Here is a 26,917-nt window from a genome sequence, read left to right as displayed (position 1 = left end):
GTTCGCCTTAAAAAGGGTACATCGCCCCAGCAAAACCGTTCAAAACAAAAAAGCTTGTAGAAAACCATTTTGTTTTCTACAAGCTGATGAGCTTACTTTATCCTTTATGAAGATTTCTTCCAAGGCATTTTCTGATAGGTTCGATAGGCTCTGCCATTGATATAGAAAAAGAACGATGTTTTCCCGCTTGATTTGATCAACCGCTTTGCCAGCTTGTTCATCTCTTTTTGGGCTGTCACTTTTTCATCAGACAAATAGACCGCAAGTAACCCTCTATTGATTAGTTTGTGAAAATTCTCGTGTGGAATGCCTTTCAGCTGTTCATCCGCTTTTTCAATAAAATGCTGTAGTCTATCCATCATCTCATGATGAGAGTTGTAGTACGAGCAAAAATTCAAATCGCCTTCCAGCCTGTCCTCTTCTTGGTCGATTAAATAGTCCAGTAAGATGTGCAGACCTTGGATATAAGGGAAATAACTTTCGTAAATTTGCTTCGCCTGCTTCTCTGTAAAATCAGGCTGCAGTGCATAAGCCACAAGACAGAAAATACCCAGCGTTGATCCTGCACATGCGGAAAACTCATACCACTCCATCTTTGGTAAATCCTTTTCATACTGGCGGAACCATGACTCTAATCGAGGTTCACGCTCATGAGGAACCACATGCTTATGTACTTGTAAATCACTATAATAATCACACAGCGTATGTAAATAGGGCTGAATGATCGGATAATGCGCTAGACGTGACAGCACATCTTGGCACGTCCTGACTAGCGCATGCAGGTACCCATGATCCTCTTGATCATCACGGAATTGATAATACGGCTTAAGCTCCGCATGAATATCGAGTGCATCTCTCATTGCCTGATGCAGCATATGAAAATCCTTTGGATCAAGTGATGTACTGCGGTCACACAAATTATCTAAGTAATCGCTAATCGTTTGGTACGCCACAATGAATTCAATACACGTTTCCTTCGCTTCACCTGCAAGAAGAGATAAAATTCCCCCGCCTTCACAGTGGAAGGTTTTACTGGATATGCTCGCTAGTGCCTGCGTTCTCAGTTCTTCATTTTCAATCATTTCTGCATGAGCCCGCCACTTTTTTAGCTCCTGATGAACTAGCGGAAAAATATCTTTATACACCTTCGTCATCAGTGCAAAAGGACGTTCTGGTACTGACAAATCAATCCACCCCCAACTTAAGCTCACAATCAAATATATTGATCAGTAAAGGCTCTTGCCGCCTTAAACACTTCTTCTCGCTCGGGCTCATTAAAAATTTCATGATAAAGCCCTTCCCATTCACGGTATGATTTATTGGTTGATTCAATGCCATTGAACCATTTCATCACTCTTGTTTTATCTACAATCTTGTCATCGCCTGCCTGCATGAGCAGGAGCGGAATCGACCGAAAGACATTCGTTGGCTGCATCGCCGCATCGATATTTTTCACCAGTTCTCGATACCAGCGAACCGACACCTTCGTCACATAAAGCGAATCATTGGAATCTGCCTCTATCACATCTTGATTCCGTGTGGCAAGTTCGATCGACAGCCCGGATTCGACTTTAAAAGACGGCGCCAGCACATTTAGCCCTTTTGACGCAAAATCCATCAGCTTCTTCGGTTTAAATTGCAGACCTAAACAAGGTGATGATAAAATAAGGCCATCAATCTTCGTATGGGTATACTGCTTGAACCATTCAATCGAAATCAGTCCCCCCATACTATGTCCAAGTAAAAATGTCGGAAGTCTAAACGACTTCGCATGTTCAATCCATTCATCCACTGTATCAATGTATTCTTGAAAAGAACGAATGTGGCCTCTCGCACGTGTCGATGTCCCTTGCCCAGGCAGGTCACCCATGACGACGTGATAGCCTGCATTTCGCCACATTTCGATCAGCCATTTATATCGGCCATGATATTCACTAGCACCATGTACAATGACAATTGTACCAACCGGTCTTTCAGCATGCCAAGTCCACAAAGTAAACACCTCACAAATGTTGTATTAAGAAAGGAAGTCGAAAAAGTGATTTATCCATATCATCAGTTTACACCTGATATTCATGAATCGGTCTTTGTTGCAGAAAACGCCACCATTACAGGTGATGTCACAATTGGAGAATATTCAAGCGTTTGGTTCCAAACGGTCATTAGAGGCGATGTAGCTCCTGTGAGAATTGGAAAAAACGTCAACATTCAAGACTTATCCTGTCTGCATCAAAGTCCTGGAAAAACACTTCTTATTGAAGATGGTGCTACCATTGGACACCAAGTCACATTACATAGCTCTATCATTCGAAAAAATGCCCTCATTGGCATGGGATCCATCATTCTCGATGGTGCGGAAATTGGCGAAGGAGCCTTTATTGGTGCAGGTAGCCTTGTCCCGCAAGGAAAAGTCATCCCAAAAGGTTCACTTGCTTTTGGCCGTCCAGCCAAAGTCGTTCGCCAGTTAACAGATGAAGATATCCAAGACATGGATCGTATCCGCAGAGAATATGTAGAAAAAGGACAATACTATCGTTCCCTTTTATCGCGTTAACATCATACATGTATCTTCACTTTATCATGTTTTTTTCAGGATATTAAGCAATAACTGTGTACCGCTTGTTATTTTACCCTTTTCCACTACTTTCTATCATGACAAAAAAGGTTTTCAGCACAAAGCTGAAAACCTTTTTCATTAGCTAAAAATAACTTCTTTCGGTTGGTGATTCAACTGCTCTGGATCAATGCTGCGCTCTACATAGATGCTATGCCAAATCATAAAGATCAGGACAGTCCAAATCTTACGGCTATGATCTGCTTTTCCAGCACAATGATCATTTAATAAATCAAGAACATATGCCTTGTTAATGTATTCATCTGTTTGACTGTTTTTAATGATATCTTTCGCCCAAGCGTTCATCTCATTTTTCAGCCAATGACGAATTGGCACAGGGAAACCTAGTTTTTTACGGTTTAACACATGGTCTGGTACAATGCCTTCTGCTGCTTTACGCAATAAATATTTCGTTGTACCGTCTTTCGTTTTCAACTCTTCTGGAATTTTAGAAGCTGCTTCAAATACGACCTTATCAAGGAATGGAACACGAAGCTCAAGAGAATTCGCCATTGTCATCTTATCTGCTTTCAGCAGGATATCCCCGCGCATCCACGTATGGATATCAACATATTGCATTTTGTTAATATCACTGTAGCCTGCACTTTCTTCGAAGTATGTTTTCGTCACGTCACGATACGTGATGTTCGGATCATACTGCTTTAAGAGGTTTTTCTTCACTGGCTCTTCAAAGATTTTCGCATTGCCGATATAACGTTCCTCTAATGGCGTACAGCCGCGAACGATAAAGCTTTTCCCTTTCATTCCTTCTGGCATTAAACGAGCCAGACGAAGAAGAAGCTTTTTCAGCATGGATGGTACAGATTCAAAAGGCTTTAGAGACAGCGGCTCACGGTAAATATTATATCCACCGAATAGCTCGTCTGCTCCCTCACCTGAAAGAACAACTGTGACTTGTTTTTTCGCTTCTTTTGCCACGAAATACAATGGAATCGCCGCTGGATCTGCCAAAGGATCATCTAAATGCCAGACGATCTTTGGAAGCTCATTCATATATTCCTCAGGAGAAATCACAGCACTAAAGTTTTGCAATCCCAGCTTATCAGCTGTTTCTTTTGCTACATCTACCTCACTGAATCCATCCTGCTGGAAACCAACAGAGAATGTCTTCAGTTCAGGGTGAAATTCCTTTGCGACTGACACGATGAAAGAAGAATCGATCCCGCCTGATAGGAATGAACCAACAGGCACATCACTTCTCATATGGACTTTTACAGAATCATAGATAGCATCACGTACTTCTTCTACTAATTTCTGCTCTTGTGTTTGTTCAGGTTTGAATTGAACTTTCCAGTAAGTCTTAAATGCAATGTCTTGGCCTGGACGCAGTGTAAACTGATGACCTGGCTCGACTTTATGCACTTTTTGATCAAGTGTATTTGGCTCAGGAACGAACTGAAAAGACATGTACTGCTGCAAAGCAGTCTCATCAAATAAAATGTTCTCATTCACAGCCATTAAGCTTTTGCGTTCAGAAGCAAAGTACACTTGGTCATCCATTTGTGTAAAATAGAGCGGTTTAATGCCGAAAGGATCTCTTGCGCCATATAATAACTGCGCTTCTTTATCCCAAATTAAAAATGCAAACATCCCGCGAAGCTTCGATGCCGCTTCTTCTTTATAGTGGCGATATGTGGCAAGAAGGACTTCCGTATCAGAATCTGTGCTGAACGTATAGCCTTTTTTCACAAGCTCTTCTTTCAGCTCCACATAGTTATAAATTTCTCCGTTGAAAATAATCCAATATTTTTCATCTTCATAAGAAAGCGGCTGCTTTCCGTGTTCAACATCTATAATACTTAAACGTCTAAATCCAAATCCTACATGCTCATCATGAAAGTACCCCTCATCATCCGGACCTCGATGAACGATGAGACGATTCATTTGCTTAATTAACTCTTCCTGCTCAGTAGTTTCGGACAATGGACGGTGATTAAATACACCAACAAACCCACACATATTATTGCCTCCACGTTATGTTATTTCTTAAAAGTAGACCTATAATTAGACAGTATTTTGTCCAATTTTGTTTCACATTTTTACGCTTTTTGTAGAATTTTTTTTAATCAAAAGGAAAACCGCTTAAAATAAGCGGTTTTGTATGTTGTTATTCTCCTAATGCTTCCTTGCGAAGCGTGTCGGCTTTATCCGTTTTTTCCCATGGAAGATCCAAGTCATGACGGCCAAAATGTCCGTATGCAGCGGTTTGTTTATAGATCGGACGACGTAAGTCAAGCATTTTAATAATGCCAGCTGGACGAAGATCAAAGTTTGCACGTACCACTTCAATTAATTTCTCTTCAGAGGCTTTTCCTGTTCCAAATGTATCAATTGAAATGGAGACAGGCTGTGCAACACCAATTGCATAAGCAAGCTGTACTTCACATGAATCTGCAAGACCAGCTGCTACGATGTTTTTCGCTACATAGCGAGCCGCATATGCTGCAGAACGGTCAACCTTCGTTGCATCCTTACCAGAGAAAGCACCGCCACCGTGACGAGCATACCCGCCATAAGTATCAACGATGATTTTACGTCCAGTTAAACCAGCATCCCCTTGAGGTCCACCGATGACAAAGCGGCCTGTTGGGTTGATGAAGTATTTTGTTTCTTCATCGATCAGTTCACTTGGAACGACAGGGCGGATGACATGCTCTTTTAAGTCGCTTTGAATTTGTTCAAGCGTCACTTCTGGTGCATGCTGTGTAGAAATAACCACCGTATCAATACGAACTGGTTTGTTTTGTTCATCATATTCAACTGTTACTTGAGTTTTTCCGTCTGGACGAAGGTATGCAAGTGTTTCATTCTTGCGTACTTCTGTTAAACGGCGAGATAATTTATGTGCAAGAGAAATCGGCAATGGCATAAGCTCTTCAGTTTCGTTGTTTGCAAAACCAAACATCAGACCTTGGTCACCTGCACCGATCGCATCAATTTCTTCTTCAGTCATTGTTCCTTCACGTGCTTCAAGCGCTTTGTCTACACCTTGCGCAATATCAGCAGACTGTTCATCAATTGATGTAAGAACCGCACATGTTTCCGCATCAAAACCATATTTCGCACGTGTGTAGCCAATTTCCTTAATCGTGTCACGCACCGTCTTTGGAATGTCGACATAAGTAGACGTTGTAATCTCACCGCTTACTAATACGAGACCGGTTGTTACAGAAGTTTCACAGGCAACACGTGCATTTGGATCTTTCTTTAAAATTTCATCCAAAATGCTGTCTGAAATTTGATCACAGATTTTATCTGGATGTCCTTCGGTCACTGATTCTGAAGTAAATAAACGACGATTTTGACTCATAATGGCTATTTCCTCCTGTACAAGACCACATCATCCCAAGATGAGGCCTCCAATATGATACGGAACTCGTTCCCTCTTATATTTCAACATGTTTATATTAGAGATGTTATTGGCAATTTGTTCATATGATATCCCAAAAATAAAAAAACCATTTCCTTCATTGCGAGGAAAGGGTCTGAGATCGCATGCCTTTCACTCTTATCGCTCAAGGTGTTCTTGTACCTTGCATCAGGTTAGCACCTTGGTTTCTCAGCATGTTCATGCCTTTTTCATAAGAAACCGGTTGCTGGGCTTCATCGGGCCTGTCCCTCCACCAACTCGGGATAAGAGTATCCGTTCAATAAGATATCTTATCTTAAACCCTTGCGTCATGTCAATGGTTCATAGGAATTATCTCCCCTTTTTTTCACCTCATCATTAGCATCACCAAAAAGCATATTTTCATAGCAGAAATGAAAAAACACACACAAAAATGTTTAAATAGTATAGACTATTATTATCAATGTGTTATACTAATCAAAACAAACAAATTCAACGGTAAAGGAAGGGTTTTTTTATGAACTCAGTGGATTTAAAAGAAGATTTGCAGTCATTGCTCTCATTAGAAAATACGCACCAAAATTTATCTGTTCCGAAACTTGTTGAAAAGATTTTGGCACGTAATGAAGGCGTTTTAACTTCAACTGGTGCTGTCCGCGCCACAACGGGTGCCTACACTGGACGTTCGCCTAAAGATAAATTCATCGTAAAAGAAGAAAACTCTGAACATAAAATTGATTGGGGTCAAGTCAATCAGCCGATCTCGAAAGAGGCATTTGATCGTTTATATACAAAGGTTGTGTCATACTTAAAAGAACGTGATGAACTATTTGTCTTTGATGGTTTTGCCGGTGCTGACGAAAAATACCGTATGCCAATTACAGTTGTAAATGAATTCGCTTGGCACAATCTCTTTGCAAAGCAGCTATTCATCAGACCTGATGGATCAACACCATCATCAAACGAAAAACCTTTCACCATCTTATCTGCACCTCACTTTAAAGCAGATCCTGAAACAGATGGCACAAACTCTGAAACGTTTATTATCGTTTCTTTTGAAAAACGGACGATTCTGATCGGTGGAACAGAATATGCAGGAGAGATGAAAAAATCCATTTTCTCTGTTATGAACTACCTGCTTCCTGAACAAGATATTTTATCAATGCACTGCTCTGCTAACGTCGGTCAAGAAGGCGATGTTGCTTTATTTTTCGGCCTTTCAGGTACTGGAAAAACGACGCTTTCTGCAAGTGCAAGCCGCAAGCTGATTGGAGACGATGAGCATGGTTGGTCTAACACAGGTGTCTTCAATATTGAAGGCGGATGCTATGCAAAATGCGTGAACTTAAGTGAAGAAAAAGAACCACAAATTTACAAAGCCATCAGCTTCGGATCAGTGCTTGAAAATGTAGTACTTGATGAAGAAACACGTGAAGCAGATTATGATGACACATTCTTTACTGAAAATACACGTGCGGCTTATCCAATCGAAATGATTGATAACATCGTGAAACCAAGTATTGCAGGTCACCCATCTGCCATCGTCTTTTTAACAGCTGATGCATTCGGTGTTTTACCTCCAATCAGCCGTTTAACGAAAGAACAAGCCATGTACCACTTCTTGAGCGGTTACACAAGTAAATTAGCGGGAACTGAGCGTGGCGTGACGTCACCAGAAACAACGTTCTCTACTTGCTTTGGTTCACCATTCTTGCCACTTCCTGCTCATGTCTATGCTGAAATGCTTGGTAAAAAAATCGATGAGCACGGTGCAAAAGTATTCCTTGTGAATACAGGCTGGACTGGCGGCGGCTACGGTACGGGTAAACGAATGAATCTTGCTCATACAAGAGCAATGGTGCAGGCAGCGATCGAAGGAGATCTTGACAACGCTGAAATGATCACTGACGACATCTTCGGATTACACATCCCGCTTCATATTCCAGGAGTGCCAGATGAAGTACTTCAGCCTGCTAAAACATGGGACGATCAAGAGGCTTACAAAGAAAAAGCAAACTTCCTTGCAAATGAATTTAAAAAGAACTTCAAAAAATTCAGCCATGCAGCAAGTGATATTGAAGCAAAAGGCGGACCACTCGTCTAATCAAAAGGAAAAAGCTGAGGGAATGAATCCCTCAGCTTTTTTAGTTCGTTGAATGCAATGACACAAGACGGTACGTCACCTTCGTGATATTGTCTGTGAGCTCCAGCTTTTCAACATGTGCTGTTCCCGTTTTTTCTCCGTCTTTCGTTTTACGCACCTCAAGCGGAATATTTAATGGATAAATGCGGTACCCTTCCTTCATGAGCTCAAACACATTTTCTTCAATTCTTGTCTCTTTTCCTTTTGTGACAATCATTGTATTAAATTCAACAGGCATTCCCATAATGAAAATCCCCCTACTTTCTATATTTCTTTCTACCGTTTATTTTACCACATTTCCGCCTTTTCGGCTGTGCATCCATGTCGTCAGCCGTCTGACAATCTCCCGGTTATGCTGTGGCGGGAAATAATGATGATATCCATGAAAATACCATGTTTCCACAGATTTGCCATGCTGACGCAGGGCATCTTCTAATAAATACGCATGCTCAATGGATACATTCTCATCCAGCTCCCCATGAATGATTAGGACAGGTGCTTCAATTTGGTGCACATGATTCAAAGGCGTTCTAGCCTCATATGCTTCTGGTACCTTATGCGGAGGACCTCCTATCACACGCTTCATCATTCTTCTCATATCCACACGTTCTTCATAGGTGAGCTTCATATCACTTACGCCTCCCCATGTCACAAAGGAAGCGGCCTCATGCTTCATTTCAACAGCGGTCCATATGCCCATAATTCCGCCGCGGGAAAAACCAAAGATATGAATGCGCTCCCGCTTCACCTTTTGATGATGTTTCAACAGCTGAAATGCAGCAAATGCATCTTTCCGGTCTTCTCCGGCAAAATCCTCGTTCCCTTCGCCTCCTTGATTCCCTCGGTAGAAGGGCGCAAAGACGACAAACCCTTGCGCAGCAAATTGCACAATTCGGCCAGGTCTAACCATTCCCACATTTTTAATGCCGCCCCGTAAATATAAAAAACCGTCATAGAGACCTTCTCCGGCCGGTTCAGCGAGCAGCCCCTTCATCCGAAGTCCATCGGCCTCATATGTCACTGTATATAAGTGAATATGCGGATGTGGCGACGGGAACTTTCTCTTTTCCACAATCACTTGAATTCTCTCCTTTTCATTCGGTGTTACGTTAAATGCTTGATAATGGCCTCTGCGACGAGCTGTCCTGATTTTGTCACCATCGGAGTGCCGCCGCCTGGATGACTTGTGCCGCCAACAAACCAAAGTCCTTCAATATCCTTTGATTGATTATTGATGCGAAAAAATGCCTGCTTGAATGAGTTTGACGACATGCCATAAATGGCCCCATGATACGCTCCCGTTTTTTGCTGTAAATCAAGCGGGGTTTGTACCGCTTCAAATTCTACAAGCTGGTCAAGATCAAAGAGACCCTTTTCCTTTAGTTTTGTTTTCATATGCTGGCCATATGTCTCCTTTAGCATGTCCCAATTTTGCTCTTTTGTCACATATGGCGCATTGGCTAATACAAACAAGTTACTTCTTCCTGGCCCTCCGCTTAAAGCTGGCTCTGAATGACCTGAATAACAGATGTAAAGCGTCGGATCATGAGGAAGCTGTTTTTTCTGAAAAATATCCTTGAATTCTTGTTCATAATTCTCTGGAAAAAACACGTTGTGATGAGACAATTGTTCATAGACTTTAGGGACGCCCAACAAAAGAACAAAACCTGATAACGATGGCTCAATGTTTGCCAGTTTTTGATTTCCAAAGCTCGGGCGGTCTTCTTCATCAATTAATTGGCGATAAACAGTCAGTGCATCTGCCCCCGCAATGACTTGATCTGCTTCATATAACTGCTGATCCGTTTCAACTCCTTGGATTCGCTTATTCTTCACATGAATCTTTTTGGCTGATTCATTGAGATGAATTTGGACACCCAATTCCTTTGCCAGTGTCTCAAATGCCTCAACTAAACGATACGTACCGCCCTTAATACCATAAATGCCTTTTTCTCCTTCTAAATAAGCCATCATATTAAAAATAGCAGGTGCCTCGTATGGAGAAGAGCCAATGTAAGTCGCATACCGGCCAAACATCGCCAATGTATGAGGATGACGAAAATATTGACGTAGCAAGCGCTGAACGGATGTAAAAGGTTTGACTGCAAGAAGGGCTTTCATTAACTTGATATCCGCTTTATCCTTCCAGCTCAATAATAAACGATTTAAAAACTGATCCTCTGCCATTTGAAAAAGCTTCTTCGATTCCTGTAAAAATGCCCGGTATCGCTTTGCATCCTCTGGACTAAAAACTGCAATTTGTGATTCCATTTGCTCAATATCTGGCGTAAACTCGACCGTATGTCCATCTGAAAAAACGTTTTTAGTAAGGGGGAAAATCGGATAAAACGTCACATAATCCTCCATTCGTCTATGACAGGAGGTAAATACTTCTTCAAAATACGCCTTCATTGTAATGGTACTCGGTCCTAAATCAAAAGAGTAGCCAGACGCTTGATGGCGTTGTAATTTCCCGCCTAAAGAAGCTTCTTTTTCTAAAATGGTGACCTGGAAACCGCGTGACTGTAAGCGAATCGCAGCCGATAACCCGCCAAGTCCGCCGCCAATAATGATCACTTTTTTCATTCGTACCTTCTTCCTTTCCATTCATAGCCTTCTTTTTTCAGCCCAATTTTCATAGAAGCAAAACCAATGGCCATCAGGCTCATGATACTGACAGGCAATAAAAAGGCCATCGTAGATGTTCTTCCATTTTCGATATCAATGACCGCTTTAATGGATACACCCAGCCCATAGCAAAGAAGGGCTAAACAGAGATTGACCACATCAAAATGAATCAGTGCGATCATAAAGCAAATAACAGGAACTACATAAAGGACGGAGTATAAACAAAAGACACTGCTTAACAAAGCAATGTTTCGATTCACTCCCGGGAACAAATTTTTCCGATATCCTTCCCATACTTCCTGTCCACTCTCATACATTCTCATGTAGACAAAAGAATGAATACTTGCGAGTGTGAACGGAAAGCCCTTCGCTTTTACTCGTTTAGCCAAAGCCATATCATCCACAAGAGAATCCTTGATCGCTTCATGACCACCTATTTCGTGATAACAGTTCTTTTCAATGGCAATAAAACCGCCATGTGCTGCGGCAAAAGCAGGATGTTGAGATGTTCTGACCCACTTCACTGGCAGATGACAGCCAATCGTAAACATCATCATAGGAACGACAAGATGCTCAAAAGGCGTTCCCGTTTTTTGCTCTGGGAAACCTGAAAGCATGCCCGTTTTTTGTATGCATAACTGCTTGTACACCGCTTCAATAGCTCCTTGTTTTAAGCGGACATCTGCATCTAAAAATAACAGCCAATCAGAAGATGCTGCCTCAGCAAGCTGGGAACAAGCATATGATTTTCCAAGCCAGCCGCGCTTCAATACTTGACCTGACTGCACACGAATCCATGGATATGTCTCTGCGAAGCCCTCTGCAATCATTCTCGTCTGATCTGTCGAGTGATCATCCAGCACGATCAACTCTTTCGGATGGAGACGCTGATCAACAATCGACTGAAGGCAGGCTTCCAGCCGTTTTTCTTCATTTCTCGCTGGAATGAGGATCGATAATGAAATGGGTTCATCAGGTGAAAGAGATGCCGGCTTGAGTACAGGAAATTGCTTCATATTCCAAATCGTAAACATCAATTGGCAGAGCAGCAAAACACTGATGACAATTAAGAAGACCGCCATGTTTTCACCCACTTTTTAAAGGAATCAAACGCATCACTAGTTGACCGGCTTGTCCTTGTTACCTGCCTAAATTGTTCGTTTGTTGAAAAATCTGGATCAGCAATAACCTGTGCTTGATGTGCGTTTAACTGTGTTTCAAGCAGGTCTCCGAGTAAACTTGTTACTTCCTTACTGCGAAGTGATCCGCCAGCTACTAGGACATCTTCTCCAAACTCAACCGATACCGTCGGTTTTTGAAATTGATTAAATGTATAATGTAGCGTTACAGGTTTGATGACGACCTGCTCAAATTGCCTGACTAAAAAAGAAGCTCCGCCTTCCAGTTCAAGCGGCCTTATGTCTTGGTGCATAATTTTCCCCTGCGGGAAGAGCCACACAGCCCCGCCAGCCTCCATCTTCTCCTTTGCAGTCATTAATGCCTGCTTGACACTTTTCAATTTCTCTTTATGAACTGGAAATGCACCAAGTTTTTGAAAAAAAGCATATTGCTTCAACTGCTTCTCTTCCATCATCATGGCATGATCCAGCTCAGACATTTGTTCTATTAAAAGAAAAATGATCAGTCCATCCCACCATGAACTGTGATTAGCAAGATAAAGAACAGGATGCTTCTCCTTTGGGTCAACCGTACCTTTCATCATGACACAGCGAAAATGTTTGTTCAGTAAATATCGTTCAAGATAAAAATAAAAGAGTCGTCTAAACGATCGGTTTTTGTCGCTTTCTTTCAAATCGAACCCTTCCTTCACACAAGATGACAATGATCAGTGCTAAATAAAAAATGACATCCAGCCCGCCCTTTAATGCTAAAAGACCAAAGAAGAACACCATGGCCTGATAAATACGTCCATTCCAGCGCAATGCCTGCTGATCAATGGATACGAGCGGGAACAGAAATGAAAGTCCTGCTCCAATGATACCCCAGCTGACAAAATTCTCAAAAGGGATACCAAAGAAACCTCCGCCGTCATACCACACCCAAAACTTTCGTTCAGCCGCTACCGGATCTAATATGAGATCAAGCAGTACAATCCATATACCCGTTTCGACGGCTCGCTTCCACTTCGATTGTTGTCTTGATAAAAAAAGACTATTTAAAAACACACCAACCCATGCAAAAGCGATCGTCAAAGGCACTCCCGCCACAAGAAATCCAAGCGTCGGATAATAATCATAGGCCCCAAATGGAAAATCAGTTGTGATCCCCACCCATTCAACTGTAAATGTCAACACACCCACAATGGCTGCTCTTACGATTACAAAGCTCCATGCCCCGTAGATATTTCGGCCAATCTCAATGACGCAGCAGGCGTAAAGCACAAGAAAGATACCATTCGCAAACTGAAGCCATGCCGGCACTTCAAAAAAGACCATTAAAATAAGACCCACTACATACCATCCAACAAATACCCAACTCAATCTATACACGAAACCGCTCCTTTATTTCTACCAAATTCAAGAAAGCATTCATGCTTCTAGTATAGAAAAAAAGACACGTTCTATAAATAAACAATGCGCTTCTTATTTCATCTAGGCACTCACCAAAAATCCCTTTTGACATACTTTAATTAGTGACCTAGAACAAAGGAGGCGAATTACTCTTGAATCGTTCCATTAAAGTCAGACTGGCATTCATATTCGTTGTCCTGCTCTTTATTCCATTTGTCGCCTGTAAAAAAGACCAAGAGCAGACCGTACAAGTAGCCGAGGTGACCCATTCGGTCTTCTATGCACCGCTTTATGTCGCCCTATCCGAAGGATTTTTCAAAGATGAAGGCTTAGAGGTTGAATTAAAAACCACTTGGGGCGGCGATAAAACAATGACAGCTCTCTTATCCGGCGGCGCTGATATCGCTCTGACCGGATCTGAATCTTCTATTTATGTGGAAGCACAAGACACGAAAGACTCTGTCATGAACTTTGCACAGCTGACACAAACAGACGGTACATTTCTTGTTTCAAGGGAAAAAATCAATCAATTCTCTTGGGATCAATTGAAAGGAAAGGACTTTCTCGGTCAACGAAAAGGCGGCATGCCGCAAATGGTCGGTGAATATGTCCTGAAAAAAGAAGGCATTGATTTGAAACAGGATCTTCGCATGATTCAAAATATTGATTTTGCCAACATTTCAGGTGCTTTTTCCTCTGGAACTGGCGATTTTGTGCAGTTATTCGAACCGACAGCTTCCTTAATTGAAAAAGAAGGCAAAGGGTACATTACCGCCTCCTTTGGTGAGGCTTCCGGCAAGGTGCCTTATACCACCTTTATGGCAAAGAAGAGTTACTTAGAGGAAAACAAAGAGACAGCTGAAGCCTTTACTCGTGCCATTTACAAAGCGCAAAAATGGGTCAAAGCAAAGAGCCCAGAGGAAATTGCCGAGACAATCCAATCTCAATTTCCTGATACAGACCTTGATGTCTTATCAACAGCCATTAAACGCTACAAGCAGCAGAACTCCTACGCAACAGATCCCCTTCTAAATGAAGAGGAATGGAACAAATTACAGGAAATCATGAAGGCAAGTGGTGAACTACCGGAATTTATCCCGTACAAACAACTTGTCGATTCATCCATTGCAAGGAAGGTCACAGATCACAAATAGAACAGGAGGTAGCACATGTCTTTCCTTCAAATTGACCATGTGACCCACACGTACTTCTCTTTAAAAGAAAAAACCACGGCCATCAAACACATCAATATGGAGATCACTCAAGGTGAATTCATCTCATTTATTGGTCCCAGCGGCTGCGGGAAAACAACCTTGCTGTCCATCATCGCAGGCATTACGCCACCCTCTGAAGGTCGAATTTTAATCGAAGGAAAAGAACCGAATCAACAGGAGCATCAAATCGGTTATATGCTCCAGCAAGATTATTTGTTCCCATGGAAAACGATCAAGGAAAATGTCATTCTCGGGTTAAAAATTGCAAAACAAGATTCACATGAAGCCACCTCAGCTGCCCTTAGCTTACTGCCAAAGCTTGGACTGCATGATGTCGAAGAAAAATACCCGAAGGAGCTGTCAGGCGGGATGAGGCAGCGTGCGGCTCTCGCCCGAACGCTTGCAGTTGATCCCGGCCTGCTTCTGCTTGATGAGCCATTTTCAGCACTAGATTACCAGACGAAACTGACATTAGAAGACCTCGTCTTTCACACATTAAAAAACTATCAAAAAACGGCTGTTCTTGTCACGCATGACATCGGCGAAGCCATTGCGATGAGTGATCGCATTTTCTTATTCTCAAAGCATCCCGGCTCTATCCAGCGAATGTTTACCGTTCCAGATGATCTGAGGACGCTCTCTCCTTTTGAAGCGAGACAGACAGCAAGTTTCCAAGAGCTCTTTCAAACGATTTGGAAGGAGCTGAAGACAGTTGAAACACAGTGATCTTTTACATGAAGCCTATCGAAAAAAAATTCGAATGGAAAAACGCATGACGCGAGTCTACCAGTTGATCATTTTCGCCAGTTTCTTTTCGCTTTGGGAGCTTGCGAGCCATTTCAGACTGATTGACCCGCTCATTTTCAGTTCACCATCTGCTGTCTGCCAATTGTTTTTACAAAAATTATCAGATGGTTCATTAATCAATCATATGAGCATTACGCTATTTGAAACAGTGCTCGGCTTTCTACTTGGTACTTTTTGCGGCATTTTATTAGCCGCCGCCTTATGGTGGTCCACCCGTCTTGCAAATGTCCTTGATCCTTATTTGGTTATTTTAAATGCGATGCCGAAAGTCGCTCTCGCCCCCATTTTAATTGTTGCCCTTGGACCAGGCATGATCAGCATTGTCGCGATGGGTGCCATTATCAGTGTGATCATTACCACCATCGTCATTTATACAGCCTTTCAAGAAGTCGATGAGAATTATTTAAAAGTCATGAAAACCTTTGGCGCAAAAAAAAGAACGGTCTTCCGTGAGGTCATTTTGCCAGCAAGTATTCCAACGATGATCTCTGCCATTAAGGTCAATGTTGGTCTTTCTTGGGTTGGGGTCATTGTGGGAGAATTCCTTGTATCCTCAAAAGGACTCGGCTATATGATCATCTATGGCTTTCAAGTCTTCAACTTTACACTCGTGTTCTTAAGTCTTTTCATTATCGCCGTCTTCGCCACCATCATGTATCAGCTTGTTGAATGGCTGGAGCGCCGTTTTCTGCAAAAATAAAAAGCACAGGGTCATTTCCCTGCGCTTTTTTTAACGAATCAAACCGTTCTTTTCTAAATAAGCAAGACTTTGTCTCAAGACATCATCTTTCATAATAAAACTGAAATTTTTATTTTTTGCGATGGATCTTGGTAAGTCTGCGAAAAGAACGGGTCCTTTCGTTTCAAAATACGTGTCCTGCTTGACGAGCCTTTCAATATCGGCGAAATAAATATTTTTGACAATGACTTTCTCTCTGCCAAGCACCTGATATTGACCAATATACGTTAATTCACGAACAACAGCACCCGTCTCTTCGTGAATCTCTCGTATAGCGGCTTGATCTGCTTCTTCATTTGGCTCTACTTTCCCTCCTGGAAACTCGTAGCCTCGATCCTCATGTTCAGTAAGTAGCCATTTTCCTTGATAGCGGCAAATAGCCCAAACATGCTTAGGATGACTTGAAAAAGGCTGCTCTTCAAAAGAGAGCTTGACCGTATTATGATAATAGTCTTTAAATACATGCATGTGAAATCCCTCATATCCTGTCCTTGCTTCTTGTAAAACATCATACCACAGATCACATTTCTCTGAAGAATTTTTATGAAAAGTGAAACAAACGAGTGCTTCTATCTCGTCTGTATGTAAAATAAGTATTCTTGCTAAAACCTTTTTATCATCTCCATCCTCATCCCATTTTAATCATGAAACCTTTTGCCCATGACGACGTAAATCAATAAGTGTTTGTCCTACACAGACGAGGAGGAAACCAGCATGAGCATCACAAATGGATCAAAACAAGAAAATAACAAAGCATGGCCAATGAGGCAACATGAGAAAGAAGACGCTTCTCTTGAGGCAGTGAAGAAACACCTCATGAAAGGACAAAAGTTAGATTTAACAAAAGACAATCCAAATATAGATCAAATTCATATCGGACTTGGCTGGGACTTATCTGGTCAGCCAATTGATTTAGATACGCAAGTGTTTCTCTTAAATGAAGAGGACAAGCTTCTGTCTCCAAAACACCTGATCTATTATCATCAGCAGCAAAGCTTAGATGGAGCTGTTCGCCATCTAGGTGATCATCAGGTCGGCGGAGGCCATCGGGACAATGAGATCATTATTATGCAGCTGAGCAGAGTCTCACCCGATATTCAGAAAATCGTCGTAACAGCCACGATACATGATGCACACGAGCGGGCACATCATTTTGGACAGGTGACCAATGCATACTTGCGCCTTTCAGATCAAATCACACAACAGGAGATTTGTACCTTTCAGTTAACAGAGGATTATTCATTTTGTACATCCATCATTTGTGCTGAACTAACGAGAGTTGAGAACGAATGGAAAATCACCGCAACCGGACAAGGTACGACCCTTGATTTAAATGACTTATGCCGCATCTACGGATTCACATCTTGACGAAGAAAAGGAGCTGGCACGAATGGGATTTCATTTCAACACGATCGAAGAATTGACCTTACAAGCAGAAGGCAACGGGATCTTTTTTGCCAAAAAAGGCGCTATGATTGCCGATCAAGGTACATTTCAATACCGTAAACGATTACTTGGGACGAATAAAGGTAATATGGTCAGCCAAGTATTTAATCATATTAGCAGAAAATTAACAGGTGAAAACCTTGAGATGATGGAAGTGAGTGGACAAGGCACTTGCTACTTGGCTGATTCTAGCGAGCATGTGACCGTCATCAATCTTGAGCCGAACGGTCCTTGGCAACATGTTAGCGTGGAAAGTGAAGATTTACTTGCCTTTACTGAAGAATGTCACTATGGCGTGACACCAGTAGGCGTTGGGATTTTATCACAGAAAGGGCTATTTACTTCAAAGCTCTCGTATCAAGGTCACGGGGCGCAGGTTGCCATCAAAACAAATGGAAACCCGCTGATTTTAAAAGCACCTTGCCGTGTAGATCCTGACGCCATTGTCGCTTGGACGGGCAAAGCACCGAAAGTCAAATTAGATGTGAACTGGAAAACGTTCATTGGACAAACATCAGGCGAATCCTACTTGTTTGAATTTCATGAACAGGACCAAATTGTGATTATCCAGCCATCTGAACGAACATCTGGAATGCGGGTCGGGATAGATGATAACCGGTACAAACCCCAGAGTCAGAGTACCTCACACGAAATCACCAACTCACAGCAGGAAAATAGAGGCGGAATCAGTGATCTAATCAGCGGTATCTTACAGCCTCGAAAATAAAAGCATGTAGAATGTCTCTACATACTTTCAGATCGTTGACAAAAGGCTAAAATGAACTTTCTTTTAGCCTTTTGTCTTCTTTTCAGCGTGATAGAAAACCTTTGCAGTCTAGGAAAAACGAGTACTGACGCGGAGCGAATTTCACATTCATGAGCACCTGACAAAGAATGCGAGGGTTTGTCTACATGCTTTTTCAATTCATCAGTCCATTGGTCTCAATAAAGTTCTTTGTCTCTTCGTTACCGAGATCATGAATCATCGAGTAAATCTCTTTTCTTTTCCTGTCCATTTCGTCGTTTGGACTATCATAATGATATTCAAGAAATGGAACATGCGCCCGAAAGAAACCTTTCCAATCTGTCATATACTGTTCATCAAAATACTCTCTTAACTGCAAGATTTGGTCATCATCTGCTTCTATCTGAAATTGCCAAGCAGCCGCGTCTCTGTGCTGTGAGATTGATCCGTCTTGAACGGATACATAGTATGTGTGTGTCGCCATCTGATTCATCCTTTTTCCTTTAGTATGACCAGATATGAAGAAATTACGGCTTTTTGCGCAATTTATTTTTAATCATGTCTAACACATCAATAAACAACTGTGGAATGGGAATTCCGAGAGCTCTGGCTGTTGAGACAATCTGGTACGATTCATAAATAATATAAAAGATGAGCGCTAAATCCTTAATTGTCCCCCCAGTCTTCAGCATGACATCGAAGAAATGTGCCATGGATATTAAAGAGATCGTCACAACCTTTCGAACAAGCCTGGTCAAAAAACGCTTCATCGTAAGTTGTCCAGTCACAGATTCTCTTAGGCTTGAACAAATTAATTCTATAGCCATGAGTGTCACTAATATCATGAGTAAATATCCTGCTCCACCAAACAGAAAGCCCATTGCCGACAAACTGACTGTAAACAACGAAAAGATGCCTAAATCCTTGCTCACTTGGCATCAACATCCTTTCATAGTGGAACTTCTTACCTCAATAGTATATGCCGCATTTGATGAATAGCTTGGACGACAAAAAATAAAGGCATGGTCAGCTGTTCAAAAAATTCGTGAAGCGCATAAAAAGAGCCGCCTGTGACGGCGGCTTTCTTGGTTAAACTCTGACATCAATAAACGTAGCGTCTGAATCTTTGGGCTGAACAGCTTGAGGCTGCTGCTGCACTTGATCGAGCATCACCATGGCTTGGGCTGTGTTCGTGGCAAGCTGTGAATTCAACAAACTGATATTAAGTGTTTTTTGAATACTCGCCACTTGCTGGCTCATCATTCCTGCAATTGAGGACATCTTCTCCCCTCCCTTCCCTTTTCTCTTCGGCTGAAAGCCCCATCAATTCAATGGGCTGTCTGTCACAAATCCACAAAAAAAGAATGCCGATCTGTTTGATGATCGACATTCCTTTCACATTCGCTTATCCTAAGTATGCTTTTAGCATCCAGTTGTGTTTTTCAATGGATTGATGAATCGCAAGCAGCATATCACCTGTTGTTTCATCGCCAACTTCTGCAGCCAGCTCCATACCTTTCTTGAGTTCTTCTGCAATGTTAGAGAAATCATCATACAAATTTTTCACCATTTGCTCGGCTGATTCATTGCCTTCCGCTTCTTGAATGCTAGAAATTTCTAAGCACTCTTTCATTGTCGCAACAGGTTGTCCATTTAATGCGAGCATACGCTCAGCCAAATCATCGATATAAGTGGCTGTTTCTGTATATAATTCTTCGAATTTTTCATGGAGTGTAAAGAAATCTTTTCCCTTTACATACCAGTGATAGTTATGTAATTTTACGTAAAGCACAGTCCAATCTGCTACTTGTTTATTGACGACGTTTAATAATTTTTCAGACATGTTGATTCCTCCTTATGTAGTTGCGTTTAGTATGGGATTACCCTTTTTTTATTATACTGAAACCTGCCATCATTTTCTTCTATTTTGACCGCATGAAATATATGTTAATATGGAAATAAGGAGGGAGTTAGATGCTGTTACTTGGGATTATCAGCTTTATCATTATCTCAATCGTTGTCTTTTTATCACTGTGGACGACATCAAAGGCTTATGATTACAAGCATAAAGTCGATTCACCACAGGATGCTGAACCAAACCAACGTCCTAACCCAAAATAAAACCGCTTTCAATGATGTGAGGTATCTTCTTCTTCAGTAGATGAACTCTCTTTTTTCACATCACCTACATGGATGTTTGTCTTCGGCATATTATGCTGCTGTTTAGCTGTCACATGGACTTGTATGATATAAAGGCCATCTTGTTTGAAAGCTGTATGCAATTCATATACACCTTTGTTCTCTTTCTTTGGCTGAATCATCTTGCTGTTATCCTTGTCGCCATCTTTCCACACTTCAAATTGAACATCATCTGCATCATCAACAGGCGTATCACCATATGTGACAGCTGCTTTTACGATAACGTTTTCATTTTTCTCCACTTGCTCCGGCCCTGTTAGTTTGACTTCTAATAGCTCAGGCACTTCTCCCTTGTCATTGCTCGCTGCCGAGTTTCCACATGCACTAAGTAATGCGAGCATCAAAATGATTCCTACCATTTTCCACATTCGTGTATCCCCCTTTTTTTACTGACATGTCCATTTTAACAAATATCCCCTATTTTAACAGCTCTCGTTTCATTTCATATAAAAAACCGGACATTCAATATGTCCGGTTCATCATCTTACTGATTATCCAAATACTTTTAATAGCTCTTCTTGATCCTGAGACAGCCAGAAACGCATTAAACGTTTTGCTCCTTCAAGATCATGAAGCTTCGCTTGACCGCACTGCTCTTCATTTGCAGCAGGAATTTCTGTTACTTCCACTGCATCTTTGAATGTTGCATCAAGCAGTTCAACGATCTCTCTTGGTGTCGGTGCACCGCTGACAACTAAATAGTAGCCAGTCTGGCAGCCCATTGGAGAAATATCAATGATATCAAAATGATCGTATTTCTCTGAGTGTGTTCTAATATTAAACGCAAGTAAATGCTCTAATGTATGAATCGTATCAGGTTTCATTGCCTGCTTGTTTGGCTGACAAAAACGGATATCAAATTTGTTCACTTCCCCATCTGATCCCACTTTATGAACGCCGCAATGACGAACGTAAGGTGCTTTTACAGCATTATGGTCAAGTTCAAAGCTTTCAACTGAAGGCATTAATCACCACTCCTATAATTGCAATTTCCTATATTATAACATATTGTTCCGACCAGTTTAGTTTATAAAACTTCCCTTCCTTGTCCTTTTTTCTTATACTGTGAAAAGACAGACAAGGAGGAACCTCTATGAAACAAATTTTTATCGGCATCATTCGCTTTTATCAAAAATGCATTTCCCCTCTAACACCGCCGAGCTGCAGGTTTTACCCCACTTGCTCAAACTACGGGCTAGAGGCGATCAAAACGCATGGCGCTTTAAAAGGCGGCTGGCTCACGATTAAACGAATTTTAAAATGTCACCCGCTGCATCCTGGAGGCATGGATCCGGTCCCGCCTAAAAAGGAAAAATAACTTACTTTTCTTCATAACCGTTGACAACTAAGTCAAGCTTACCTGTTCCAGGATCAATGACAAGACCATGTACAGGCACATCAGATGGAAGAAGCGGATGATTTTTAACGACAGATACACTGTCTTTCACACTTTCTTCAACTGAGCTAAAGCTTTTGAGCCACTGTTTAAAATCGATTCCTGAGTATTCCAGTACTTCAATCCGTTTTTCTGGAATACCACGCTCAATGGCTTTATTTAAGAGTGTTTCGCTGTCTATTTTACTCATACCACAATCGTGATGCCCAATGACGTACACCTCGTCAGCATTCAATTCATAAACAGCCACTAAAATGCTTCGCATGATACTTCCAAATGGGTGAGAAACAAGAGCGCCAGCACTTTTGACAATCTTAATATCGCCATTTTTCATGTTCATGGCACGCGGAAGCAGTTCAACAAGTCTTGTATCCATACATGATAGAATGACAGCTTTTTTCTGTGGAAACTTCGTTGTTGTAAACTCTTCATATCGCTTCTCTTCAATAAATTGTTGGTTATATTCGATGATTTCGTCTAAAAGTTTCATAAGTTTGTCCATTCCTTTTTCTTTTTTTAAAAATAAATATAGCACAATGTTTTAAATTTCGTCACGTTTTGACGTCTATTTTTTTAGAGGAAACATCTTCTGATGAAAATTTTTTATTTTCCTCTTTTCAAATCGTAATTATTACGATACAATAACTCAGGACATTAAATCGTAATCATTTCTATCTAATAGGTTGAGAGGAGACATTCTTAGATGAAAAAAATCTTTTTTATTTTAACAGCTGCTTTATTAGCGGTCGGTCTTGCCGCTTGCTCAAGCAGTGCGGGGACAAATGCTTCAAAAGGAAAAGCAGATGGGAAATTAGCCATTTACACGACGATCTTCCCTATTCAAGATTTCACTGAAAAAATTGGCGGCTCTCACGTGAACGCTCAAAGTGTGTACCCTGCCAATGCAGATGCACACAGCTTTGAACCAAGTTCAAAAACGATGGTTGAAATGGCTGAAGGAGATGCCTTTATTTACAGCGGAACAGGTGCTGAAGCATTTGCTGATAAAACGGCTTCTACGTTAAAAGACCAAGGCGTGAAAACAGTGAAAGCAGCCGAAGGCATCAAGCTATTATCAACACAAGAAGAACATGCTCATGAAGAAGGTCAGGACCATGATCACGATCATGAAGGTGAAGATCATGACCATGATGGACACGACCACGGAGATAAAGATCCCCATGCATGGCTAGACCCTGTTTATGCACAGCAAATGGCAAAAAACATTAAAGACACACTCGTTTCACTAGATCCAGATCATAAAGACGAATACACAAAAAACTATGAATCACTAAAAAAAGAATTACAATCGTTAGATCAGGAATTCAAAACAACGTTATCTAAAGCAGAACATAAAGAAATTCTTGTTTCTCACGCTGCATACGGCTACTGGGAAAAACGCTATGGCATTGAGCAAATCAGTGTACTAGGACTCTCTGCTTCTGAAGAGCCTTCCCAAAAACAGCTTGAAAATATCGTACAACAGGCAGAAAAGCATCACATCAAGTATGTCATTTTTGAAAATAACGTCAGCAGTAAAGTATCAGATACGATTCGCAGTGAAATTGGGGCAAAAAGCCTTACACTGAAAAATCTAGAATCCATTACAGAAGATGATGCTAAAAATGGCGAAAGCTATGTCAGCTTAATGAAACAAAATTTAAACACATTAAAAACAGCTTTAAATGTTAAATGAATTCATGAACCCCGTGCGATCAGCCGGGGTTTTTTACTGCACAAAAAAACACACCATGATCAGGTGTGTTTCTTTGTTTACATTTGATATTTTTTCTTAAACTGCTCCGCTCTGCCGCCTTTTTCTCCGAATTTCTGGCGTCCTGTATAAAATGGATGCGTATCAGAGCTTGTCTCTACTTTAATGACAGGATAAGTCTTCCCATCTTCCCACTCTACAGTCTCATGTGATGTTTTTGTTGATCTACTTAAGAAGCGGTAACCGCTGTTTACGTCCATAAATACAACTTCATGTGAGGTTGGATGAATATCTCTTTTCAATGTCAAAACTCCCTTCATCATTAAAACGTAATTATTACGTTTTATAGTTATATTCTACTCCCCCTTTTACAACTTGTCAAAAAACAAGCTTTCTTAGTCAGGAAGAATAATCTAAAAATGGTGGAGAATAATAAACACCATCAAAAGAGATGCGATAAGAAAGGCGGAGAAAAAATTGACTGATCTCGTTTTAGCTAGAAGTCTGTTCGGCACAACAATGGGCTTCCATATTATTTATGCCTCGCTTGGCGTAGGCATCCCGCTAATGATTTTGTTAGCTGAACTCATCTTTCAAAAAACGAAGGACCCGCATTATGCCATCATGGCCAAACGATGGACAAAAGCGCAGGCTGTTCTGTTAGGTGTTGCCATTCCAACCGGTACCATTGCTGGTACGCAGCTTGCCCTTCTATGGCCTGGTTTTATGGAGGTCATCGGAAAAGTCATGTCACTGCCATTTCAAATAGAAATTTATGCTTTCTTTATTGAAGCATTATTTATGTCTATTTATGTGTACGCAGCAGATCGTTTATCACCAGCCATGCGCATCATTACCGTTATTTTCGTTGTCATTGGTGCAGCAGCTTCAGCCATTCTCATTACAAACGTACATGCTTTTGAAGGAACACCTGCTGGCTTTCAAATGGTCAATGGAGAAATAACGAATATCGAACCTTGGAAGGCATTTTTCAATCCTAGTTTTGTTGTAACTGCTACTCACGTCGTACTGTCTGCTTTTACAACAGGCGCTTTTGTCATTGCTTCTGTCGCTGCATTTAAAATGTTGAAAACAAGAAAAAACGAAAAGCTCTATACCTTTCATCGAAAAGCCCTTTTTCTTGGACTGATTGTAGGCGGACTTTTCTCTTTTCTCACAGCCTTAAACGGTCACGAATCAGCTCAGCTTCTGTATGAATATCAGCCTGAAAAATTAGCGGGTGCTGAAGGTTTATTTGAAACGCAATCACATGCGCCTCTGGCCATTGGCGGTTTTACTGATGCCAATACGCAAGAAATCAAAGGAGCGATCGAAATCCCTTGGGCACTTAGTTTTCTTGCAGGAAATAGCTTTGATACTGTGGTTAAAGGGTTAAATGATTTTCCTAGGGACGAGTGGCCGCCTTTATTTATTCACACATTATTTAACGGAATGGTCATTATCGGCTCATTGCTCATTTTCTTTGCTGTGTTAGCACTGTTTTACCGCAAAATTTTAAAACGCGACCATTATCCAAAATGGCTGCTTGTCCTTTATTTATTTGGCGGGCCTCTTAGTCTTTTGGCGATTGAATTTGGCTGGATCTTTGCCTGTACAGGCCGTCAGCCATGGGTGATTTATCGAATGCTCAAAACCTCTGAAGTCGTCACATCATCAGGATCTATCGGTACACTTTTCATCCTTTTTGCCATTGTCTATCTCATTTTAGGCATCGCAACTGTGATTGTACTGACGTACTACTTTAGAAAACATTCAATTGAAGAAGACTTACGGTTAACAGAATCTTAAAAAGGGAGCGATCTTGATGCAAATGGATGTAACAACTGATGCACTCATTGCAATCACCATCTTATGGGGATTCGTGTTTATCTATGCAGTGATGGCATCAATGGATTTCGGTGCAGGATTTTGGTCAATGATTTACATGAACAAAGAGCAGACAAAGGCCGCAAATATCGCAAATAAGTATCTTTCTCCCACTTGGGAAGTAACAAACGTCTTCATTGTGGCCATCGTCGTTGCCTTGTTTAGCCTGTTTCCAGGTGCAACATTTGTGCTAGGCACTGTTCTATTAATACCCGGCAGCATTATTTTGTTGCTTCTAGCACTGCGAAGCGGATTTCTCGTCTTCTCTCATTCACTGCCTAAAAAATATAGAAAAGCCGTGACATATATTTCAGGAATTAGCGGCTTTATTATTCCGTCCATCCTCATCATGGTTCTCCCCATTACACATGGTGGATTCATCTTTCAGGAGAATAATGTCTACTCATTAGATTTAGGATTGGTCTTTACAAGCGCAAATGTCTATTCTTTCGTAGGTTTTGCGATTTTCAGTACCCTTTTCCTCTCATCTTTGCTTTTAGCTGATTTTTCTAATGTTGCAAACGAAGATGAGGCTTATAACATTTATAGAAGAGGAGCACTGATTACAGGTCCGCTTTCTCTCATGATGGCTTTCTTTATCATGCTCACACTGAGAAGTGAGGCCAATTGGCTGTTCACAAAAATGATGCAGAACATCCCGATCCTGCTTGTTTCTCTGCTCATGTTTTTGCTTGCAGGTTTGGCTCTATTTTTACCAAACAGCCGCTTTAAACATCGGAAAGGGAGACCACGTTTAGCGGTTATCGCCATTACAATTCAATATTTCTTAGCAAGCTATGTGTATGGACATGCGCATTTGCCCTATATGGCCTATCCTGATATTACCATCATGTCTGGGTTTACAGATCCCGTCACATTTAGGGCATTATTTATTACGTATATTGTAGGGTTTATCATCCTATTCCCTGGGTTCTACTTCTTCTGGAAATTGTTTATGAAAGATAAGCGTTATATTCGTCAGGAAGATTAACATGAATGAACGCCCCTTACTTCGGTTACATTATAGATGAAAGACATACTCAAAAGGAGGTCATCTGTATGAGTCAAAAAATCCTTTGTGAAGTAAACAACTGTTCCTACTGGAATGCTGGAAATCGTTGTGGTGCAGATGCAATTTATGTCGTCAGCCATACAGGAAATACGGCTGAGAAAAGTGAAGAAACTGACTGTAAAACGTTTAAACCTCAAGACCTTTAAGTCTCATTAAAGGAGGCGCTTCGTTTTGAAAAACGATCGGCTTGCTCAAACGTTTCTTGAAGAAATTCAGGACGCGGACGAGGCTGCATTTTATCAAGCAGCTCACTCCTTTTTAAATCTTTGGGATTATGAATACGGACATGTTTCCGACATGCCCAATGACATGCATCAGTATATTGGCCAGCTTGCTTACGACAGCGGGCTTGTAGAAGAGTAAGAAAGAGCGGATGACCGCTCTTTCTTTTTGTTCAGACAGGAAGGAAAAA

Annotated in this window: 33 protein-coding genes and 1 riboswitch; of the genes, 14 read left to right on the top strand and 19 right to left on the bottom strand. The window is 41.3% G+C overall.

The window, feature by feature from the left end; all coding sequences use genetic code 11:
• Positions 1-104: 104 nt before the first annotated feature.
• Both ASG46_RS17800 and ASG46_RS17795 read right to left on the bottom strand, forming a co-directional pair.
• On the bottom strand, positions 105-1,184 hold the full coding sequence (locus tag ASG46_RS17800) for a tetraprenyl-beta-curcumene synthase family protein (RefSeq protein ID WP_041507625.1): 1,080 nt from the start codon (positions 1,182-1,184) through the stop codon (positions 105-107).
• 29 nt (positions 1,185-1,213) lie between these two features.
• Positions 1,214-1,993: an alpha/beta hydrolase gene (locus ASG46_RS17795; RefSeq protein ID WP_007501904.1), complete on the bottom strand. Its 780-nt coding sequence runs from the start codon at positions 1,991-1,993 to the stop codon at positions 1,214-1,216.
• Between the two features lie 45 nt (positions 1,994-2,038).
• Here ASG46_RS17795 and ASG46_RS17790 point away from each other — a divergent pair, with 45 nt between their 5' ends.
• Positions 2,039-2,554, top strand: coding sequence for a gamma carbonic anhydrase (locus tag ASG46_RS17790; RefSeq protein ID WP_056705425.1), 516 nt, complete (start codon positions 2,039-2,041; stop codon positions 2,552-2,554).
• Positions 2,555-2,695: 141 nt separating this feature from the next.
• On the opposite strand, the gene asnB is transcribed toward ASG46_RS17790, so the two are convergent.
• On the bottom strand, positions 2,696-4,594 hold the full coding sequence (asnB, locus tag ASG46_RS17785; RefSeq protein ID WP_008342976.1) for an asparagine synthase (glutamine-hydrolyzing): 1,899 nt from the start codon (positions 4,592-4,594) through the stop codon (positions 2,696-2,698).
• Between the two features lie 148 nt (positions 4,595-4,742).
• Positions 4,743-5,945, bottom strand: a complete 1,203-nt coding sequence (gene metK / locus ASG46_RS17780) for a methionine adenosyltransferase (RefSeq protein WP_008342973.1) — start codon at positions 5,943-5,945, stop codon at positions 4,743-4,745.
• Between the two features lie 195 nt (positions 5,946-6,140).
• Positions 6,141-6,275, bottom strand: a riboswitch (SAM riboswitch).
• Positions 6,276-6,501: 226 nt separating this feature from the next.
• On the opposite strand from metK, the gene pckA reads away from it, so the two are divergent.
• The gene (gene pckA, locus ASG46_RS17775; protein WP_007501908.1) at positions 6,502-8,088 is read left to right on the top strand and encodes a phosphoenolpyruvate carboxykinase (ATP); all 1,587 of its coding nucleotides are present in this window, start codon (positions 6,502-6,504) and stop codon (positions 8,086-8,088) included.
• A 40-nt stretch (positions 8,089-8,128) separates the two neighbouring features.
• On the opposite strand, the gene ASG46_RS17770 is transcribed toward pckA, so the two are convergent.
• The 6 genes from ASG46_RS17770 to ASG46_RS17745 are packed head-to-tail and all read right to left on the bottom strand — an operon-like array spanning position 8,129 to position 13,265.
• Positions 8,129-8,371, bottom strand: a complete 243-nt coding sequence (locus ASG46_RS17770) for a DUF2584 domain-containing protein (RefSeq protein WP_017358362.1) — start codon at positions 8,369-8,371, stop codon at positions 8,129-8,131.
• Between the two features lie 39 nt (positions 8,372-8,410).
• Complete coding sequence (locus ASG46_RS17765) at positions 8,411-9,205, bottom strand: alpha/beta hydrolase family protein (RefSeq protein ID WP_056705422.1); 795 nt, start codon at positions 9,203-9,205, stop codon at positions 8,411-8,413.
• Between the two features lie 26 nt (positions 9,206-9,231).
• Positions 9,232-10,713, bottom strand: a complete 1,482-nt coding sequence (locus ASG46_RS17760) for a phytoene desaturase family protein (RefSeq protein WP_056705420.1) — start codon at positions 10,711-10,713, stop codon at positions 9,232-9,234.
• Complete coding sequence (locus ASG46_RS17755) at positions 10,710-11,837, bottom strand: glycosyltransferase (protein WP_056705418.1); 1,128 nt, start codon at positions 11,835-11,837, stop codon at positions 10,710-10,712. The genes ASG46_RS17760 and ASG46_RS17755 overlap by 4 nt, the downstream gene beginning before the upstream one ends.
• A complete protein-coding gene (locus ASG46_RS17750) occupies positions 11,822-12,568 on the bottom strand; it encodes a lysophospholipid acyltransferase family protein (protein ID WP_008342962.1) in 747 nt (248 codons plus the stop codon). Before ASG46_RS17750 ends, ASG46_RS17755 begins: the two co-directional genes overlap by 16 nt.
• A complete protein-coding gene (locus ASG46_RS17745) occupies positions 12,537-13,265 on the bottom strand; it encodes a carotenoid biosynthesis protein (protein WP_017358367.1) in 729 nt (242 codons plus the stop codon). The genes ASG46_RS17750 and ASG46_RS17745 overlap by 32 nt, the downstream gene beginning before the upstream one ends.
• Positions 13,266-13,438: 173 nt before the next feature.
• Between ASG46_RS17745 and ASG46_RS17740 the strand changes: the two genes are divergently transcribed.
• Genes ASG46_RS17740 through ASG46_RS17730 form a run of 3 tightly spaced genes read left to right on the top strand, consistent with a single transcriptional unit; the run spans position 13,439 to position 16,007 of the window.
• Positions 13,439-14,440 (top strand): ABC transporter substrate-binding protein, encoded by a 1,002-nt coding sequence (locus ASG46_RS17740; protein ID WP_046527566.1) that lies wholly within the window; start codon positions 13,439-13,441, stop codon positions 14,438-14,440.
• A 15-nt stretch (positions 14,441-14,455) separates the two neighbouring features.
• Positions 14,456-15,226, top strand: a complete 771-nt coding sequence (locus ASG46_RS17735; protein WP_046527567.1) for an ABC transporter ATP-binding protein — start codon at positions 14,456-14,458, stop codon at positions 15,224-15,226.
• A 34-nt stretch (positions 15,227-15,260) separates the two neighbouring features.
• Entirely contained in the window at positions 15,261-16,007 is a 747-nt protein-coding gene (locus ASG46_RS17730; RefSeq protein WP_370648334.1) for an ABC transporter permease, read from the top strand.
• Between the two features lie 30 nt (positions 16,008-16,037).
• Here ASG46_RS17730 and ytkD read toward each other — a convergent pair whose 3' ends face one another.
• Positions 16,038-16,514: an RNA deprotection pyrophosphohydrolase gene (ytkD, locus tag ASG46_RS17725; RefSeq protein WP_008342951.1), complete on the bottom strand. Its 477-nt coding sequence runs from the start codon at positions 16,512-16,514 to the stop codon at positions 16,038-16,040.
• A gap of 246 nt (positions 16,515-16,760) precedes the next feature.
• On the opposite strand from ytkD, the gene ASG46_RS17720 reads away from it, so the two are divergent.
• Both ASG46_RS17720 and ASG46_RS17715 read left to right on the top strand, forming a co-directional pair.
• The gene (locus tag ASG46_RS17720) at positions 16,761-17,414 is read left to right on the top strand and encodes a TerD family protein (protein ID WP_056705416.1); all 654 of its coding nucleotides are present in this window, start codon (positions 16,761-16,763) and stop codon (positions 17,412-17,414) included.
• Positions 17,415-17,436: 22 nt separating this feature from the next.
• Positions 17,437-18,219, top strand: a complete 783-nt coding sequence (locus tag ASG46_RS17715; protein WP_045034187.1) for an AIM24 family protein — start codon at positions 17,437-17,439, stop codon at positions 18,217-18,219.
• Positions 18,220-18,412: 193 nt separating this feature from the next.
• On the opposite strand, the gene ASG46_RS17710 is transcribed toward ASG46_RS17715, so the two are convergent.
• The 4 genes from ASG46_RS17710 to ASG46_RS17695 all read right to left on the bottom strand — a co-directional run bounded on the left by ASG46_RS17710 (position 18,413) and on the right by ASG46_RS17695 (position 20,080).
• A complete protein-coding gene (locus tag ASG46_RS17710; protein WP_017358369.1) occupies positions 18,413-18,721 on the bottom strand; it encodes a hypothetical protein in 309 nt (102 codons plus the stop codon).
• A gap of 43 nt (positions 18,722-18,764) precedes the next feature.
• Complete coding sequence (locus tag ASG46_RS17705) at positions 18,765-19,169, bottom strand: phage holin family protein (RefSeq protein WP_008342944.1); 405 nt, start codon at positions 19,167-19,169, stop codon at positions 18,765-18,767.
• 157 nt (positions 19,170-19,326) lie between these two features.
• The gene (locus ASG46_RS17700; RefSeq protein ID WP_008342942.1) at positions 19,327-19,518 is read right to left on the bottom strand and encodes a hypothetical protein; all 192 of its coding nucleotides are present in this window, start codon (positions 19,516-19,518) and stop codon (positions 19,327-19,329) included.
• Positions 19,519-19,642: 124 nt separating this feature from the next.
• Positions 19,643-20,080 carry a Dps family protein gene (locus ASG46_RS17695; protein ID WP_056705413.1) on the bottom strand — a complete coding sequence of 146 codons (438 nt, stop codon included), beginning with the start codon at positions 20,078-20,080 and terminating at the stop codon, positions 19,643-19,645.
• Positions 20,081-20,211: 131 nt separating this feature from the next.
• On the opposite strand from ASG46_RS17695, the gene ytzI reads away from it, so the two are divergent.
• The gene (gene ytzI, locus ASG46_RS17690; RefSeq protein WP_017358370.1) at positions 20,212-20,358 is read left to right on the top strand and encodes a YtzI protein; all 147 of its coding nucleotides are present in this window, start codon (positions 20,212-20,214) and stop codon (positions 20,356-20,358) included.
• Positions 20,359-20,366: 8 nt separating this feature from the next.
• On the opposite strand, the gene ASG46_RS17685 is transcribed toward ytzI, so the two are convergent.
• Together ASG46_RS17685 and ASG46_RS17680 are read right to left on the bottom strand one after the other, a co-directional pair.
• Positions 20,367-20,804 carry a FixH family protein gene (locus ASG46_RS17685; RefSeq protein WP_056705411.1) on the bottom strand — a complete coding sequence of 146 codons (438 nt, stop codon included), beginning with the start codon at positions 20,802-20,804 and terminating at the stop codon, positions 20,367-20,369.
• 123 nt (positions 20,805-20,927) lie between these two features.
• The gene (locus ASG46_RS17680) at positions 20,928-21,401 is read right to left on the bottom strand and encodes an S-ribosylhomocysteine lyase (RefSeq protein WP_008342935.1); all 474 of its coding nucleotides are present in this window, start codon (positions 21,399-21,401) and stop codon (positions 20,928-20,930) included.
• A 128-nt stretch (positions 21,402-21,529) separates the two neighbouring features.
• Here ASG46_RS17680 and yidD point away from each other — a divergent pair, with 128 nt between their 5' ends.
• Positions 21,530-21,754 carry a membrane protein insertion efficiency factor YidD gene (gene yidD, locus ASG46_RS17675; protein WP_008342933.1) on the top strand — a complete coding sequence of 75 codons (225 nt, stop codon included), beginning with the start codon at positions 21,530-21,532 and terminating at the stop codon, positions 21,752-21,754.
• 1 nt (position 21,755) lies between these two features.
• Here yidD and ASG46_RS17670 read toward each other — a convergent pair whose 3' ends face one another.
• On the bottom strand, positions 21,756-22,322 hold the full coding sequence (locus ASG46_RS17670; RefSeq protein WP_056705408.1) for a beta-class carbonic anhydrase: 567 nt from the start codon (positions 22,320-22,322) through the stop codon (positions 21,756-21,758).
• A gap of 213 nt (positions 22,323-22,535) precedes the next feature.
• Between ASG46_RS17670 and ASG46_RS17665 the strand changes: the two genes are divergently transcribed.
• On the top strand, positions 22,536-23,528 hold the full coding sequence (locus tag ASG46_RS17665; RefSeq protein WP_056705406.1) for a metal ABC transporter solute-binding protein, Zn/Mn family: 993 nt from the start codon (positions 22,536-22,538) through the stop codon (positions 23,526-23,528).
• 77 nt (positions 23,529-23,605) lie between these two features.
• On the opposite strand, the gene ASG46_RS17660 is transcribed toward ASG46_RS17665, so the two are convergent.
• Positions 23,606-23,848: a type B 50S ribosomal protein L31 gene (locus ASG46_RS17660; RefSeq protein ID WP_017358374.1), complete on the bottom strand. Its 243-nt coding sequence runs from the start codon at positions 23,846-23,848 to the stop codon at positions 23,606-23,608.
• Between the two features lie 175 nt (positions 23,849-24,023).
• On the opposite strand from ASG46_RS17660, the gene ASG46_RS17655 reads away from it, so the two are divergent.
• The 4 genes from ASG46_RS17655 to ASG46_RS17645 all read left to right on the top strand — a co-directional run bounded on the left by ASG46_RS17655 (position 24,024) and on the right by ASG46_RS17645 (position 26,868).
• Complete coding sequence (locus tag ASG46_RS17655) at positions 24,024-25,355, top strand: cytochrome ubiquinol oxidase subunit I (RefSeq protein ID WP_017358375.1); 1,332 nt, start codon at positions 24,024-24,026, stop codon at positions 25,353-25,355.
• A 22-nt stretch (positions 25,356-25,377) separates the two neighbouring features.
• Positions 25,378-26,424, top strand: a complete 1,047-nt coding sequence (locus ASG46_RS17650; RefSeq protein WP_169476099.1) for a cytochrome d ubiquinol oxidase subunit II — start codon at positions 25,378-25,380, stop codon at positions 26,422-26,424.
• Between the two features lie 68 nt (positions 26,425-26,492).
• Entirely contained in the window at positions 26,493-26,651 is a 159-nt protein-coding gene (locus tag ASG46_RS20785) for a DUF1540 domain-containing protein (RefSeq protein WP_008360682.1), read from the top strand.
• Positions 26,652-26,676: 25 nt separating this feature from the next.
• Complete coding sequence (locus ASG46_RS17645; protein WP_017358376.1) at positions 26,677-26,868, top strand: hypothetical protein; 192 nt, start codon at positions 26,677-26,679, stop codon at positions 26,866-26,868.
• Positions 26,869-26,917 lie beyond the last annotated feature (49 nt).

The organism is Bacillus sp. Leaf49 (assembly GCF_001426125.1).
Taxonomy (GTDB): Bacteria; Bacillota; Bacilli; order Bacillales; family Bacillaceae; genus Bacillus; species Bacillus altitudinis.
Note: the sequence above shows the minus strand (reverse complement) of the source record. Positions and strands in the feature narration are given on the sequence as shown.